The following is a 15,507-nucleotide window of genomic DNA, read 5'->3' on the forward strand; positions in this document are numbered from 1 at the left end:
TAAGGTCAGTAATGAAGATAAAAATCACTAATCAGTTGGCAGAATACATCGGAATAAACATCTTCCGCTTTGCGCAACGGCAAATGCTGATGCAGCATTTCTCCGTCCTGACGAGCTAAAACCAGCAACATCCGATGCAAAGGTTTACCCGGGCGATCTCGCACATCGACCTGCTGGCGTACAAACCAGCCTTGCTGACGGGCTAATGCCGCCAAATCCTCGCCGATAGCATGAGGAAGCACGACACAAAACCGCCCTTCCGGCGTCATCAACCGCTCAGCACAATCCAATAAGGCTCCGTGAGTCAAGGAACCGGTATAGCGAGCCGTATTTCTGGCCGCATCGCGACAGGCTACCGCTGGGGCAAAATAAGGGGGATTACTGACAATCAGGTCATACTGATGAACATGCGTTTTGGCAAATTCATGAACGTCAGTTGCATAGATTTGAATGCGATCGCGCCACGGCGAAGCTTGAGCATTCTCACTGGCCTGTGCCGCCGCATCATTTTCCAGCTCAACGCCATCGATTTGCACTTGTGGAGAAGAGCGCTGGGCAATCATTAGTGCAATCAATCCGCTACCACAGCCAATATCCAGCACACGTCGTGCCTGCTGTAAAGGAACCCAAGCTCCCAGTAACACGCCGTCGGTGCCCACCTTCATGGCACAACGATCATGAGCCACAAAAAATTGCTTAAAAGTAAAACCGCCCCGACGTAAAGTCGGTTTTTTTTCCAATTGTTCGCTCACATTAATCACCAGAATCTTTAACTGGCGTAGCATAGGGCAATATGATTGTAGGGAAAAGACATCATTACCGCTTAAACAGGTGAAGAATTCGGCTAACCCGTCTATAATCGGCGGCCCAAGTAGAGGAAGACCATGACTGTAACCAATTTTTCCGAACTCGATCTCGATGACCGCCTGATTGACGCACTCCGCGACAAGGGCTACGAACGTCCTACCGCTATTCAGGCTGCGGCTATTCCGCCAGCTATGGATGGCCGCGACGTATTGGGTTCGGCTCCCACAGGTACGGGCAAAACTGCCGCCTTTTTGCTGCCAGCCTTGCAGCATCTGCTGGATTTTCCACGCAAAAAATCTGGGCCACCGCGCATCCTGATTCTGACGCCAACCCGTGAACTGGCAATGCAGGTTGCCGATCAAGCACGTGAATTGGCCAAGCATACTCAGTTAGATATCGCCACCATTACCGGTGGTGTTGCCTATATGAACCATGCTGAAGTGTTCAGTGAAAATCAGGATATCGTGGTTGCGACCACTGGCCGCCTGCTGCAATACATCAAAGAAGAGAACTTTGACTGTCGTGCAGTAGAAACGCTGATTCTTGATGAAGCTGATCGCATGCTAGACATGGGTTTTGCTCAGGATATCGAAACTATCGCCGCAGAAACCCGCTGGCGTAAGCAGACCTTGCTGTTCTCAGCCACACTGGAAGGCGAAGCCATTCGTGAATTTGCGGAGCGAATTCTCGAAGAGCCAGTAGAGCTGGAAGCCGATCCATCTCGACGCGAACGCAAGAAAATCCAGCAATGGTATTATCGTGCGGACGATATCGAACACAAGACTGCCTTGCTGGTCCACCTGCTGAAACAACCCGACGTACAGAAATCCATTATTTTTGTGCGTACCCGGGAAAAGGTACACCAATTAGTGAGCTGGCTGCGCGAAGCTGGGATCAACGCCTGGTTCCTCGAAGGCGAAATGGTGCAAGCCAAACGTACCGAAGCAGTTATTCGTTTAAGCGATGGTCGGGTCAATGTATTGGTAGCAACCGATATTGCTTCTCGCGGTTTGGATATCGACGATATCAGCCACGTATTCAATTTTGATTTGCCGCTAACCGCAGACGTCTATCTGCACCGAATTGGCCGTACTGGGCGTGCTGGGCGTAAAGGCGTAGCAATTTCACTGGTTGAAGCACATGACCATTTACTGCTGGGCAGAATTGGCCGTTATCTGAAAGAGCCGTTGAAACCTCGCGTCATTGATGAACTGCGCCCAACCAGCAAAGAGCCAAGTGCAAAATCTACCGGCAAACCGTCGAAAAAGGTTTTGGCCAAGCGTAAAGAGCTAAAAGAAGCCAGCAAAGAAAAAACCAAGGTCAAGGTTCGTCACCGCGATGCCAAAAACGTCGGTAAGCGCCGTAAACCAAAAGATAAAGCAACAAACTAAAAGTGCAGACTAATTAAGCACTCATGCAAAAAGCCGCTGAATTCACACTCAAGCGGCTTTTTTTATGGTGAAAACAGGGAGTTTTATCACTTTCGTCCACATTATTTCAAACATTAGCTATTTTAATGGAAAAGGGGTGATGACATCTAAATACCAAGGAGAATAATCAATATAAATTTCATTTAAAAACAGTCAATTAAGAGAGTTATTATCCTAAAAATCTGTGATGGTGTTTTAATCTTCTAGCCTATTTTCCAGAGCGCTATCTAATCTTCTCATGGCTGTTTTTGATATAACTCAACCAACTGGTGGGATCGTAGCCATTCATTAAGCTGCTGATACTTACTCTGCATCTCACTGGTCTGCAAATGAACGGGCGTCATAGCAAAATACTGCTGGAATGTCGCTTTCTGCTTATTACGTAACGCGGGATTAGCGCCAGCGCGCAACAATAATAGCGCCAGCTCAGGCGCATTAATCTTACCGGCCAGATGCAACGGTGTATCACCCAAACGATCCGGTAGATTAGGATCAGCTCCGGCCGCCAACAGCATCATAACCTGATCCTGACGCCCGGCCATGACCGCCGCAGCCAAAGGTGTGGCCGATGTAATACTATTACGCACATCCGGTTTTAAATGCCGATCCAGCAATATCTGTAAATAACGCGGATCTTTAACGCTGGCCGCAGTATGCAACGCACTGTTCCCCTGTAAACCGGGCTGGAGAGGATCGGCATTTTTATCCAACAAAGCCAGCAGGCTTTTAGGTTGCTGATTCAGGATCGCCCACTGCAATAAAGTGATCGATTGATCGCCCCGCTGCTCCAACAATTTTTCCGTCGCCAATTGGTGAATCTGTGCCACATCACCACGAATTATCGCTTCTGCCATTGGCATAACTTGTGGATCAATGAATACGCTTTTGCTCTCGATCATTGCCAATCCCTCAAAACTTATTAACGGCATCAATACACCACAGATAGCGTAGCGAAGACAACGCAAGCATCTATCTATCCGTGTGTTATCAGGCATTTTTCAACTCCCAAGGTTTTTGTTCACTCATGGAGGACAAGACCTTATCGATTCCGTGAGCGGTCAAACGACGTTCAAGATGCTTACTTGGTCGCCAATCATTCAACCCAGTCAGTTTTTCATCATTTGCCAGAGTAATCTTATGACCAATGGCATCAGGAATCAGCGGAGTCGATTCCTGAGTGTCCGTCAGCATATCGTATTGTTCGCTATAACGGCGAATAGCACCACTTTCAGCTTCTTTTTTAGCTGCTACGGGATTGATCCCCAAGCGATTCATGGTGTGATCTGACACGCCAGCCGCATTAAAAGTAACAGCAAAAGTTGCCGTTGCTAACGCAGCCGTTGCCGCTAATCCACCGCCCAGAGAATGTCCGGTGATAACCAATGAATCACCAAAAGCCATTTTAGCGGTTTTCCCTAAAGCGACGGCCTGATTATATTGAATATCATCATAACCCGTTGCCTGACGAATATTGCTCAACCAATCCTGCATATCATTGGTGCCGGCGAAAGCTAAAACATATTGTTGCTGATTCGAGTAAATCCCTGCTTGGAAACCAGAAGCACGGTCAGACAGGCTGGCCGGGTCAATGCCTACCTTTAGCAGGGCTTCATCGCTTACGCGCTGAAAACCATCCAGATTAGCCCCGCTGGGCGCATATACATCTTTAGCCATTAGCGCTAATGAGTAATCACTTTGCTGGGATGCTTTTCCTTTCCCAATCATTTCAGCGGATTTTACCGCCGCCAGCTCGCCTCGAGATAGACTGAGATCGCCCATCATCGACTGATAAAGGTCGTTTGCTCCTTGAGTCGCCGCCGTAAGAATCATCTGTGGTGCAGGGCTGGAAGTAACAGGCAACGTTTCACTTAACGTGCTTGCCACCTTAATCGAAGGGGATGGAATCATCGGATTGGAGATAACATTCGCAGATGAAGCTATGGAAAAGCTTAATGGCATACTCATAACAACTCCTGATCGATGGCAAAATTAAGTGAACACCTAACGGGTGTAATCTGGCTATCGGCAGGTCGGATGAGTTCTTTATGATAAATGATAAGAATAGCTAATTGAATTTGTAAAATGTGAGCAGAATCAGACTTTATAACGCAGGAAAAAGACAGTAAAAAGGGGAACCGAAGCTCCCCTTGACGTGATTAACGTTGATAACCCGATTAATTACAGGCTTTCGGTGAAAGTACGAGTAATCACATCACGTTGCTGCTCTGGAGTCAGTGCGTTGAAACGAACCGCATAACCAGAAACACGAATGGTCAGTTGTGGATATTTTTCTGGATTCTTAACGGCATCTTCCAGCGTTTCACGGCGCAGAACGTTTACGTTCAGATGCTGACCACCTTCCACGCGAACGGTAGATTCAACCTCCAATGGAACTTCACGATATTCGATCTGGCCCAATTCACTGGCCGGTACAACTTGATCTTCGGCATAGCCAGCTTTAGCACAAACGCAACGCATCTCTGCTTTTTCATCGTCTAACAGCCAGAAAGAGTTCAGTAAGGCTTCATTGTTAGCTTTAGTAATTTGAATACCAGTAATCATTTGGTGCCTCCGTAATACGGCTAAAATTCCAGGAATGGAAAAAGTCACGCTGGTTATTTGGTAAAACCATTGTTGTCTTATTGTTCTGTATACCAGTCAAACCACTGTTATTCTTTGACTTAAATCAACTTTTTTGCCCAACCAATCACCGGCAGGATGGCAAATTTATGTTTTATATCAATTTTCTCAATGAGTGACCTGACAATTTTTTTTGTAAATTTTCAACAAAAATTGCATTTTATGGCGATTATTTAACCTAATGTCAATTAGGCCGCTTTTAACAGTTTCACTCCCGAAAACTAACCGGTAAGCTGACTTCATTAATTTCTAACAAAAACAAAGGAGAGTCTGATGACCACCTCCCTCACTTGGCACGATGTTATTGGCCAAGAAAAAGAACAACCCTATTTCCAACAAACGCTAGCACGGGTTGCTGCTGAACGTAACGCGGGGAAAACTGTTTATCCGCCGCAAAAAGACGTATTCAACGCATTTCGTTTAACCGAACTGGATCAGGTGAAAGTGGTCATTCTCGGCCAGGATCCTTATCACGGCCCGAATCAAGCTCACGGGCTGTCCTTCTCGGTTTTACCTGGAGTACCAGCACCGCCTTCACTGGTTAATATGTACAAGGAGCTGGTGTCTGATATTCCTGGCTTCGAACGACCAAACCATGGTTTTTTACAAAGTTGGGCGACGCAAGGCGTACTATTACTTAATACCGTTCTGACCGTTGAAGGTGGCAAGGCTCACTCCCACGCCAACTTTGGTTGGGAAGCCTTTACCGATCGGGTTATTTCGGCGCTGAACACACACCGAGAAGACATTGTATTTTTACTCTGGGGCGCACATGCTCAGAAGAAAGGCCAGATTATTGATCCTCAACGGCACCATATCCTGAAAGCGCCACATCCTTCCCCGCTTTCGGCTCACCGTGGTTTCTTGGGTTGCAAGCACTTCTCATTGACTAATCAGCTACTTGAGAAACAAGGTTTGACGCCAATCGACTGGCAACCTCGCTTGCCAGCAGCCTGATGACACAGAGAAAAAAGGCACCATAAAGGTGCCTTCAGACTCGCTGGATAGCCTTAAGCTTTCGCTTTAGACACCACCACCATCGCCGGGCGTAACAAACGGCCATTCAGCGTATAACCTTTTTGCATCACATTCATTACGTGATTAGGTTCATGATCGGCAGACTCAATCATGGTCATCGCCTGGTGAACTTCAGGGTTAAATGGCACATTTGATTCCGCAACCACTTCGATACCGAATTTTTCCACAGCATCCAATAAGGATTTCCGTGTTAACTCAACACCCTCGATCATGACAGCCAGTTCAGTATTAGAGTGATCTGCTGAATCCAGCGCTCGCTCCAAGTTATCAATCACTGGCAACAGAGACGATGAGAATTTCTCTAAAGCAAATTTATGTGCCTTCTCGATATCTAATTCGGTACGGCGGCGAATATTTTCAACTTCGGCTTTCGCGCGTAACAGGCTATCGCGCTCACGCTGTAAGGCGTCAGCCAATTGGGTTTCCAGCTCAGCAATCCGCGGATCGACACCGTCACTCATCTCTTGTGCGGCTCCCGCTTGTTGCTCTACTGCTTGTTCCATTTCTTCCGAGACTTGCTCGTTAGGCGCTTTCTGTTCTTTACTACTCATGGATATCTCCGCGTTTTAGCATTAATCTCGCTACTTGGCTTATTATGGGGATCAAAACCGGGGATTCAAGGGAACCGGTCACAATGTGGGGCACAAAGACGCTCCAGTGAGGAAAACCACGGCAATGAATAAAAGATTCAACTGTATTGGTATTGTCGGTCACCCACGTCACCCGGCCGCACTTGCTACCCATGAAATGCTCTACCACTGGTTAAAATCCAAAGGTTATGCCGTGATGGTTGAACGGCAAATTGCCCGTGATCTTAATTTGAGCGATGCCGTGACTGGCAGTTTGGCAGACATAGGCCAAAAAGCCGATCTGGCGGTGGTGGTCGGCGGTGATGGCAATATGCTGGGGGCCGCCAGAGTTCTGGCTCGATATAATATCAAAGTGATCGGCGTCAACCGAGGAAATCTGGGCTTTTTAACCGATTTGGATCCAGATAACGCGCAACAACAACTTTCAGACGTTCTGGAAGGCGAATATTTGAGCGAGCAGCGTTTTCTACTGGAAACTCAGGTGCGTAGAGCCAATCAACAATGCCGAATGAGCACCGCCATCAATGAGGTAGTACTCCATCCGGGTAAAGTGGCGCATATGATTGAGTTCGAAGTGTATATCGATGATCGCTTCGCATTTTCTCAGCGTTCCGATGGCTTGATTATTGCCACGCCGACCGGTTCGACGGCCTACTCTCTCTCTGCGGGTGGGCCAATTCTTACCCCAACGCTGGACGCCATTGTTTTAGTACCCATGTTCCCGCATACCCTTTCTGCTCGGCCATTGGTGATAAATAGCAGCAGCACTATTCGCCTGAAGTTTTCCCAAATAAGCAGCGATCTCGAAGTGAGCTGCGATAGCCAGATTGCCCTGCCGATCCAGGATGGCGAGGAAGTATTGATTCGCCGCAGTGATTTCCACCTCAATCTAATTCACCCAAAGGACTACAGTTATTTCAATACGTTAAGTACCAAGCTCGGCTGGTCAAAAAAATTATTCTAAAAAGTGCGCCAATCACTTTACTGTATATAAAACCAGTTTATACTGTATTCAAATACAGCCATGTGTTTATGTACAGGAGATTTACCATGCTGGCGCAACTTACCATCAGTAATTTTGCTATTGTGCGAGAGTTAGAAATTGATTTTCAACCCGGATTAACCACAATTACTGGCGAGACAGGCGCAGGTAAATCCATTGCCATTGACGCCCTCGGCCTGTGCCTGGGCAGTCGAGCAGATGGTAGCATGGTGCGCCTCGGCGCTACTCGGGCAGATATCTGCGCCCGTTTCTCTTTGGCTGATACGCCAACAGCGCGTGCATGGCTGGAGCAACATCAGCTTGATGACAGCAATGAATGCCTGCTGCGCCGCGCGATTGGTTCTGATGGCCGCTCGCGAGGCTTTATCAATGGCACCGCAGTTCCACTTTCCCAACTACGTGAACTCGGCCAGCATCTTATCCAGATTCATGGCCAGCATGCTCACCAGCTATTATTAAAACCAGACCACCAGAAACAACTACTGGATGCTTATGCCGATCAGCCTGCACTATTAGCCGAAATGAAAGCGGCTTATCAGGCTTGGCATAAAAGCTGTCGAGCACTGGCTTTGCATCAGCAACAGTCTTTGGAACGAGACGCTCGGCACCAACTGCTACAGTATCATCTAAAAGAATTAAATGCCTTTGCGCCCATACAGGGCGAATATGAACAAATCGATGCTGAATACAAACGATTAGCCAATAGTGGTCAGTTGATATCGATCAGCCAACAGGCTCTTCAACTACTTGCTGATGACGAGCAACAAAATATTCTGAGCCAGCTTTACTCGGTCAAGGAACTGATTACTGAATTGGCGGGTATGGATGAACAATTCCACAATCTGCTGAATATGCTGGAAGAAGCGTCGATCCAAATTAGTGAAACCAGTGATGAACTACGTCACTACGGTGAAAAGCTGGATATGGATCCGAATCGCCTCTATGAACTGGAGCAACGCCTGTCACGTCAGCTGAATCTGGCACGTAAACATCACATTGCACCAGAAGAATTACCGGCCCTCCATCAACAGTTGCTGGAAGAACAACAAGCGCTCTCGCAGCAGGAAAGTGACCATGAACAATTGAGTGAAACGGTCAATATTCACTATCAGCACGCACTGGTGCTCGCCAATCAATTACATCAGAAACGCCAATATTATGCTGAAGAACTTTCTACGCTGATCACTGAGAGCATGCATCAACTCTCTATGCCGCACGGGCAACTTGCCATTGATGTGCATTTCGCACCCGAGCATCTTAGTGCCGAAGGTGCTAGCCGCATCGAATTTGGTGTCACAACCAATCCAGGGCAACCTTTGCAGCCGTTGGCGAAAGTCGCTTCAGGCGGTGAATTATCACGTATCGCACTCGCGATTCAGGTGATTACGGCACGTAAAATGGATACACCCGCACTGATTTTTGATGAAGTCGATGTGGGAATCAGCGGGCCAACAGCCGCTATTGTTGGTCGTCTGCTACGCCAACTCGGTGAATCAACGCAGGTAATGTGTGTCACCCACCTTCCGCAAGTTGCTGGGTGCGGTCACCAACATTTATTTGTTAGTAAACAAACAGACGGTGGCGAAACCGAAACACAGATGCACAAACTGGATAAAAAAGCCCGGCTGCAAGAGTTGGCGCGACTTTTAGGCGGTAGTGAAGTCACAAAAAATACGCTGGCAAATGCAAAAGAATTGCTGGCAGCATAAAAAAGCTCAACTTTTTTGCATTATGGGGGTCATACTGAAGCCCTGTAAAGGTTCCCAACTGCTGCAAGGTCTATTATCATCGTCATCCTATGCCCGAAAAGGAATGTGATTACTATGCGCTGTAAAATGCTGACTGCCGCCGCTGTAATGCTCGTAATGCTTACTGCGGGATGCTCTACGCTAGAAAAGGTGGTCTATCGGCCTGATATTAATCAGGGTAACTACCTGTCGCCTAATGATGTATCAAAAATTCATAAAGGTATGACTCAGCAACAGGTGGCATACACACTTGGCACCCCGATGCTTGAGGATCCGTTTGGTACTCAGACCTGGTTCTACGTATTCCGTCAACAGCCGGGACACGAAAAAGTGACTCAGCAGACTCTAACGCTGACCTTCGATAACAGTGGCGTTCTGACTGATATTAAAAACGTGCCATCGCTGACCGGGAATTAACTTTCTCGGCAGTAGTCGTGAAGATGGGGAGTCACCTAAGTCATAGCGCTATAGAATCAATGCCTGTGATACCGGTTGTTTCATCAGGCTGACTTTCCCCGTAACACTGACGGTTGATAAAAATATGGCGCGTAATGCGCCTTATTTTTTGGTTTTTTCCGCGCGAATACGACGTAACTCTTTTGGATCGGCAATTAATGGCCGATAGATCTCAACCCGATCACCGTCATGTACTCTGTCTCCCAATTTTACTGGGCGGCTGTATATCCCTACTTTGTTTTTCTTCAGGTCAATATCTGTTCGTAACTCTAGAATCCCCGAAGCCTCAATCGCTTGCTCTACCGTGCAGCCTTCGGCAAGATAAACCTTGCGTACATACTGACGTTCCGGCAAGGCATACACGACCTCAACGCAAAACTCCGACACTGTAGACCTCTTTGGCTCGTTGAGTGAATGCTTGCACCATATTTCCGGCCAGTTCTTTAAAAACCTTACCAAAAGCCAGTTCAATCAACTTATTAGTAAACTCGAAGTCGAGATGCAACTCCACCTTACAGGCATCAGCACTCAATGGCGTAAAATGCCAACCGCCCATCAGTTTGCGGAATGGCCCATCAACCAGTTGCATATTAATGCTCTGGTTATCCGTCAGAATATTGCGAGTGGTAAACGTCTTGCTAATACCCGCTTTTGCAACATCAACCGCTGCGGTCATTTCATTATCACAAGTCTCAATGACTCGACTGCCCGTGCAACCAGGCAAAAATTCCGGATAAGATTTGACATCATTAACCAGTTGATACATTTGTTCTGCACTGAACGGAACTAATGCAGAGCGACTAATCTGTGGCATAACATTTCCTGAGAGACATAAAACGCATGGATAATACCATTTATCTACCCACTGACAAAAAATCAACCGTACATAAACGGCAATAAATTCGACAAAATACACCAGCATCTCGCGGGAAAGGATTTCATTCGCCAACGCTTACAGTATAATGATCAACACTATGACAAAGAAAAAAGCATACAAACCCGGTTCCGCAACCATTGCGCAAAATAAACGTGCTCGCCACGAATACTTCATTGAGCAAGAATTCGAAGCAGGCCTTTCGCTGCAAGGTTGGGAAGTAAAATCTCTGCGTGCAGGTAAAGCCAACATCAGTGATAGCTACGTAACCTTTAGAAACGGTGAGGCTTTCCTGTTTGGGGCGACTATTACGCCGCTTAACGTCGCTTCAACGCATGTTGTCTGCGAACCTATGCGCACACGCAAATTATTACTGAACAAACGCGAGTTGGACTCATTAATCGGCAAAGTGAATCGCGACGGTTTTACCGTAGTTGCCCTTTCCGTATATTGGAAAAATGCTTGGGTTAAAGTTAAAATCGGCGTCGCAAAAGGTAAAAGAGATCACGATAAACGCGATGATATCAAAGATCGTGAATGGCAGGTTGATAAAGCCAGAATTATGAAACATGCTAATCGTTAAGTCACTGGCTTAATAGGTTATAGTTCTGGTATACTACAGAAGTTCTTTGGGGCTGATTCTGGATTCGACGGGATTCGCGAAACCCAAGGTGCATGCCGAGGTGCGGAGGCCTCGTAAAAAACCGCAAAAAAAATAATTGCAAACGACTCGCAATACGAATCTGCTGCTTTAGCAGCTTAATCAGCCTAAGAAACTGAAGATTCCCTCTCTCCCTAGCCTCCGCTCTTAGGACGGGGATAAAGAGAGGTCAAACCCAAAAGAGATCGCGTGGACACCTTGCCTGGGGTGAAAGCGTTAAACCCAATCAGGATAGTTTGTTAGTAGCGTGTCCGTCCGCAGCTAACCGGCGAATGTAATGACTGGACTAAGCATGTAGTGCCGACGGCGTAGTAATTTCGGACGGGGGTTCAAATCCCCCCAGCTCCACCAAATAATGATCCGGGTATTACCAGATAAGTCCGGAGAAGTACGGAAAGCCCTCATCCCACCTAGGTTTGCGGGCTTTTTTGTGTCTGTAGCTATCCGAGCATATCCGGCTAAATCCAGTAAACATTGGTACACGTTTAGGTACACGCTATAATGTGTACCATTAAACGTGTACCAATTATGGAAAAAGGCTAACTATGGCGCGAATGACACGCCCTTTATCCCACAATGAAATTTTGAAAGCTAAACCTCAAGATAAAGACTTCACTCTGCATGATGGCAATGGTCTATTCCTGCTTGTTAAAACGAGTGGCAAGAAGTTATGGCGTTTACGCTATCAACGCCCAACCAGTAACAAACGTACAAATGTTAGTCTTGGAACATACCCCACACTCTCATTAGCCGATGCACGACAAATACGAGATGATAAACTAGCCCTACTCGCTCGTGGTATTGATCCCCAAGAGAAAGAAGAGCAACGAGCTGAAGAACGCCAAATAGCCCAAGAGAGTATTTTTCTGAATGTTGCACAAAAATGGTTTAGCCTAAAAAAAACACATGTTAGCAAAGACCACGCGCAAGATATTTGGCGATCCATAGAGAAAGATGTTTTGCCATCCATCGGAAATATCCCGGTGCAGGATATCAAAGCGAGAACGTTGATACAGGCATTAGAACCAATCAAAGCGCGTGGCGCATTAGAAACGGTTCGGAGGCTGGTACAACGTATAAATGAGATAATGATTTATGCGGTCAATGTAGGTTTGATTGATGCCAATCCAGCATCAGGCATTAGCAACGCTTTTGAACGTCCCAAAAAACAGCATATGCCAACGATACGCCCCGAAGAACTACCTAAACTAATGTACACGATCTCCATGAGCAACTTATCTATACCAACCCGTTGCCTTCTTCAATGGCAATTACTCACGCTAATACGTCCAGTTGAAGCTTCTGCAACGGCTTGGGCTGAGATTGATATTGAAAAGCGTGAGTGGCGTATTCCGGCGGAACGAATGAAGGCTAAGCGTGACCATATAGTTCCACTCTCTGACCAAGCATTAGAGATACTTGAGCTTATGAGCCCTATCAGTGGTGGCCGTGAACATGTATTCCCTAGCCGTAATAATCCGAGTAAGCCGATGAACAGTCAAACCGCTAATGCTGCGCTTAAACGTATAGGCTATGGTGGAAGGCTTGTTGCACATGGCATGCGCTCTATTGCGAGTACAGCTATGAATGAAGCCGAGTTTAATGCCGATGTGATAGAGGCTGCATTAGCTCACAGTGACAAGAATGAAGTTAGAAAAGCTTATAATCATGCTACATATATGGCTCAACGAGTTGATCTAATGTCGTGGTGGGGTAAATTTGTTTACTCTAGTCGGAGCATTAAAAGTAGTTTCATTTAAAATGAAATTATAACCTCATAAAAATTTATTAGGAGATTATTGTGGCAAATAAAGACAGGGAAGCAGTACAAAATAGAATAGCTTTAAAGCGTTGGCTCAATGTACTTAAGAGGAAAGACCTCACCTATCATTCATATAGACCAAGAAAAAAAGGAAACCAAAAGAGTGATTACGAATATATAAAGTTTCCTAAAAACTTCTGTATTTACTCACCAGAAAAAGGAAAAGACTATCAAGAAACTTTAAGTATAATTACTGATATAGATAATATAAATAAAAATAGCACTACAAGAGTACTACTTGACTTTTCACACACAGAACATTTAAAAGTGGCCTCCATGCTTATTTTATATGCTGCTGTAGAGGATTCCATTTCAAATGGTAAAACATATAAAATTGTATCTTTGTCAAAAGAATTAAAAGTAAATAGAATTATAAAAAAATCAGGTTTCATTAGACTTTGTAAAAGAAATATAATCCCCCCTAACTTTGATGGTGAATATATACCTGTCATTGCTAGTACTGGCGGAGAGTTCAGAGACGAAATTGTTGACTTCATACAGCAAAAAATTTACAAAAACAAAATGTCTGCTATAAAAGAGAGTATATACGGAGGAGCAATACATGAAGCGATAAATAATGTAGCATATCATGCATACCCTAGTTTAAATGAAGGTAATAAAAATAAAAAATGGTGGATGAAATGTGACTTAGCTGATGACCAACTATTTTTAGCAATATATGACAAAGGTGTTGGTATTCCTGAAACTGTTTTAAATAAATCATGGTTTGGTGACACGTTAAAAACCACATACCCAGAGTTAGAAGCTAAAGTTATTAATGAGCTTAAAGGTGAAGGTATTGCAGCAGTTGATATAATTCGTTACAAATTTGGGCGAGTAAGTGATGCTATGAAAATAGCTATTTCTATGGCTGGAGATGTTACAGGAACAGCTGCGAGTAAACATGGTCAAGGTAGTAAGAGCATTAAAGCGCTGGTAAGTAGCAACGAAAAAGGTACGCTTTGGATCTATAGCAATAACGGTTTGTACAAGCTCAAAAATGGAAAAGTTGATACAATCGAGCTTCCCAAACTACTACCGGGTACTTTGATACAGTGGAACATAAAGGTTGAGTATGATGAATCTTAAGAAAATAAACATTATCAATGATTTCAATAAAAAACCATATGGTAGATATCCCTCTGATGGTGCAGGTAATGGGGAAAAATTTAGGCAAGAGCATCTTGCCCCTGCACTCAGAGCTTTTGACTTCGTCGATGTGGATCTTACAGGTTACAACCGTTATGGGCGTTCATTCATTGATGAAGCCTTTGGGGGCTTAATTAGAGAAGAGGGATTTACAAAGCAAGAAATTGATAAAAAACTCAAGTACCACCATAACGACTTAGAAAGCATAGAATTACTGATAAAAGAACGTATTGAGGCTGCGGATAATGATACTAGACGCTAAATATGTGGCTGTTATTATATCGTCACTAATAGCTGCTCTTGGGTGGCTTATTTCTTCATATATAAACACAAGAGCATTTAGACGAGCCGAAGCATCTAAATTAAAGGATAAGATATCTAGCCAGATGGAAGTTTTTTTTGACCAATTAGAAGAAAAAATAAGAATAAGAAGTTTAAAAGAAACTGAATTAGATGATTTTATAACCGGAAAACTAGCTATTATTGAGCTTCAAATAAAACATTTAGAAATGAAGATACAAATATCCTTAATTTCAGCTGCCACTTTAGCCATTATAAGAGACAAACCTTACGACTTCATGTCTAGCAATGATGGTGAATATAAAAAACAATTGCATGACTTAAAGATAAACACTCTTGAGGAAATTGAAGAGAAGTATACCAATTGGTATTTCCAACAGGATAAATTAGATATCGTTAGTGCATTCCAAAGGGTAAAATGGTGAGTTTGGTCTAAATCAATCTTACTCTAATAATTTAGGGGGAATCGCTGATTTGCCTATGCGCGCAATGGTCCCCCGCCTACGCGCTCTGACTTTATCATGCACTTTTCATGCATGACATAGAGAGCCTACAAGCCCTTGTAGCGCGGTGTTTCAGATGTTTTGATGCTAAGGCGCTGCATGCAAATTCATGCACTATATGCATGCAGTGCTCATTTTAGCAGGCTAGCCAGAAAAAAAGCCCTTAAACGGCAAGGGCGAAGTGGTGAGAGTCGGAGAAAAGTCCCCGCCTTGAGAGGTTACAGGCGGAGTGGGATTATTAATGAATTCGTGCGTTAGAACCGTAGCGATTTAATACTTTTCGCTCTGGTAGAATAACATCAGGTATTATTTCAGGCTCTTTAACCGGAGGGCGAGTAATTATTTTATCCACACTCTCAATCGATTTAAAGGTACAAGAACATTCTATATTCTGGCACTGATAATACGCCTCTTTGGTCTGCTCGGATAAATAGCGACTGGCGCGAGTATGAGATGTATGTTTACACACAGGACAACGCATCATAA

The 15,507-nt window shown here is 44.9% G+C and carries 18 protein-coding genes and 1 other RNA gene; 11 read left to right on the forward strand and 8 right to left on the reverse strand.

Going from position 1 to position 15,507, the window contains the following annotated elements:
• Positions 1 to 5: 5 nt before the first annotated feature.
• Complete coding sequence (gene trmN / locus DJ39_RS15435) at positions 6 to 752, reverse strand: tRNA(1)(Val) (adenine(37)-N(6))-methyltransferase TrmN (protein WP_038241437.1); 747 nt, start codon at positions 750 to 752, stop codon at positions 6 to 8.
• Between the two features lie 132 nt (positions 753 to 884).
• Here trmN and srmB point away from each other — a divergent pair, with 132 nt between their 5' ends.
• Complete coding sequence (gene srmB / locus DJ39_RS15440) at positions 885 to 2,198, forward strand: ATP-dependent RNA helicase SrmB (RefSeq protein WP_004718106.1); 1,314 nt, start codon at positions 885 to 887, stop codon at positions 2,196 to 2,198.
• Between the two features lie 275 nt (positions 2,199 to 2,473).
• Here srmB and DJ39_RS15445 read toward each other — a convergent pair whose 3' ends face one another.
• The 3 genes from DJ39_RS15445 to grcA form a co-directional block, all read right to left on the reverse strand.
• On the reverse strand, positions 2,474 to 3,136 hold the full coding sequence (locus DJ39_RS15445; protein ID WP_038241435.1) for an ankyrin repeat domain-containing protein: 663 nt from the start codon (positions 3,134 to 3,136) through the stop codon (positions 2,474 to 2,476).
• A gap of 88 nt (positions 3,137 to 3,224) precedes the next feature.
• Entirely contained in the window at positions 3,225 to 4,202 is a 978-nt protein-coding gene (locus tag DJ39_RS15450; protein WP_038241306.1) for a Tle-like phospholipase domain-containing protein, read from the reverse strand.
• A gap of 213 nt (positions 4,203 to 4,415) precedes the next feature.
• Positions 4,416 to 4,799: an autonomous glycyl radical cofactor GrcA gene (grcA, locus tag DJ39_RS15455; protein ID WP_004718111.1), complete on the reverse strand. Its 384-nt coding sequence runs from the start codon at positions 4,797 to 4,799 to the stop codon at positions 4,416 to 4,418.
• Positions 4,800 to 5,150: 351 nt separating this feature from the next.
• On the opposite strand from grcA, the gene ung reads away from it, so the two are divergent.
• A complete protein-coding gene (ung, locus tag DJ39_RS15460) occupies positions 5,151 to 5,834 on the forward strand; it encodes a uracil-DNA glycosylase (protein ID WP_004718113.1) in 684 nt (227 codons plus the stop codon).
• Positions 5,835 to 5,887: 53 nt separating this feature from the next.
• Here the strand turns inward: ung and grpE are convergent, their stop codons facing one another.
• Positions 5,888 to 6,466, reverse strand: a complete 579-nt coding sequence (gene grpE / locus DJ39_RS15465; protein WP_004718114.1) for a nucleotide exchange factor GrpE — start codon at positions 6,464 to 6,466, stop codon at positions 5,888 to 5,890.
• A gap of 124 nt (positions 6,467 to 6,590) precedes the next feature.
• Here grpE and nadK point away from each other — a divergent pair, with 124 nt between their 5' ends.
• The 3 genes from nadK to bamE all read left to right on the forward strand — a co-directional run bounded on the left by nadK (position 6,591) and on the right by bamE (position 9,673).
• Positions 6,591 to 7,469, forward strand: coding sequence for an NAD(+) kinase (gene nadK, locus DJ39_RS15470; protein WP_038241303.1), 879 nt, complete (start codon positions 6,591 to 6,593; stop codon positions 7,467 to 7,469).
• 86 nt (positions 7,470 to 7,555) lie between these two features.
• Positions 7,556 to 9,217 (forward strand): DNA repair protein RecN, encoded by a 1,662-nt coding sequence (recN, locus tag DJ39_RS15475; RefSeq protein WP_004718118.1) that lies wholly within the window; start codon positions 7,556 to 7,558, stop codon positions 9,215 to 9,217.
• Positions 9,218 to 9,331: 114 nt separating this feature from the next.
• On the forward strand, positions 9,332 to 9,673 hold the full coding sequence (gene bamE / locus DJ39_RS15480) for an outer membrane protein assembly factor BamE (protein WP_038251539.1): 342 nt from the start codon (positions 9,332 to 9,334) through the stop codon (positions 9,671 to 9,673).
• 141 nt (positions 9,674 to 9,814) lie between these two features.
• Here bamE and DJ39_RS15485 read toward each other — a convergent pair whose 3' ends face one another.
• Both DJ39_RS15485 and DJ39_RS15490 read right to left on the reverse strand, forming a co-directional pair.
• On the reverse strand, positions 9,815 to 10,099 hold the full coding sequence (locus DJ39_RS15485; protein WP_038251541.1) for an RnfH family protein: 285 nt from the start codon (positions 10,097 to 10,099) through the stop codon (positions 9,815 to 9,817).
• The gene (locus tag DJ39_RS15490; protein ID WP_038251543.1) at positions 10,080 to 10,526 is read right to left on the reverse strand and encodes a type II toxin-antitoxin system RatA family toxin; all 447 of its coding nucleotides are present in this window, start codon (positions 10,524 to 10,526) and stop codon (positions 10,080 to 10,082) included. Before DJ39_RS15490 ends, DJ39_RS15485 begins: the two co-directional genes overlap by 20 nt.
• A gap of 160 nt (positions 10,527 to 10,686) precedes the next feature.
• Here DJ39_RS15490 and smpB point away from each other — a divergent pair, with 160 nt between their 5' ends.
• The 6 genes from smpB to DJ39_RS15515 all read left to right on the forward strand — a co-directional run bounded on the left by smpB (position 10,687) and on the right by DJ39_RS15515 (position 14,943).
• On the forward strand, positions 10,687 to 11,169 hold the full coding sequence (gene smpB / locus DJ39_RS15495; protein WP_038241433.1) for an SsrA-binding protein SmpB: 483 nt from the start codon (positions 10,687 to 10,689) through the stop codon (positions 11,167 to 11,169).
• 48 nt (positions 11,170 to 11,217) lie between these two features.
• Positions 11,218 to 11,598, forward strand: a transfer-messenger RNA (tmRNA) gene (ssrA, locus tag DJ39_RS17610).
• 194 nt (positions 11,599 to 11,792) lie between these two features.
• Positions 11,793 to 13,007, forward strand: coding sequence for an integrase domain-containing protein (locus tag DJ39_RS15500; protein ID WP_004718128.1), 1,215 nt, complete (start codon positions 11,793 to 11,795; stop codon positions 13,005 to 13,007).
• 41 nt (positions 13,008 to 13,048) lie between these two features.
• Entirely contained in the window at positions 13,049 to 14,158 is a 1,110-nt protein-coding gene (locus tag DJ39_RS15505) for an ATP-binding protein (protein ID WP_004718130.1), read from the forward strand.
• The gene (locus DJ39_RS15510) at positions 14,145 to 14,480 is read left to right on the forward strand and encodes an STAS-like domain-containing protein (protein WP_038251545.1); all 336 of its coding nucleotides are present in this window, start codon (positions 14,145 to 14,147) and stop codon (positions 14,478 to 14,480) included. Before DJ39_RS15505 ends, DJ39_RS15510 begins: the two co-directional genes overlap by 14 nt.
• Positions 14,464 to 14,943 (forward strand): hypothetical protein, encoded by a 480-nt coding sequence (locus tag DJ39_RS15515; RefSeq protein ID WP_038251547.1) that lies wholly within the window; start codon positions 14,464 to 14,466, stop codon positions 14,941 to 14,943. Before DJ39_RS15510 ends, DJ39_RS15515 begins: the two co-directional genes overlap by 17 nt.
• A gap of 316 nt (positions 14,944 to 15,259) precedes the next feature.
• Here the strand turns inward: DJ39_RS15515 and DJ39_RS17615 are convergent, their stop codons facing one another.
• Positions 15,260 to 15,505, reverse strand: a complete 246-nt coding sequence (locus DJ39_RS17615; RefSeq protein WP_071815371.1) for an ogr/Delta-like zinc finger family protein — start codon at positions 15,503 to 15,505, stop codon at positions 15,260 to 15,262.
• Positions 15,506 to 15,507: the final 2 nt, after the last annotated feature.

Source organism: Yersinia ruckeri ATCC 29473 (assembly GCF_000754815.1).
GTDB classification, from domain to species: Bacteria; Pseudomonadota; Gammaproteobacteria; order Enterobacterales; family Enterobacteriaceae; genus Yersinia; species Yersinia ruckeri.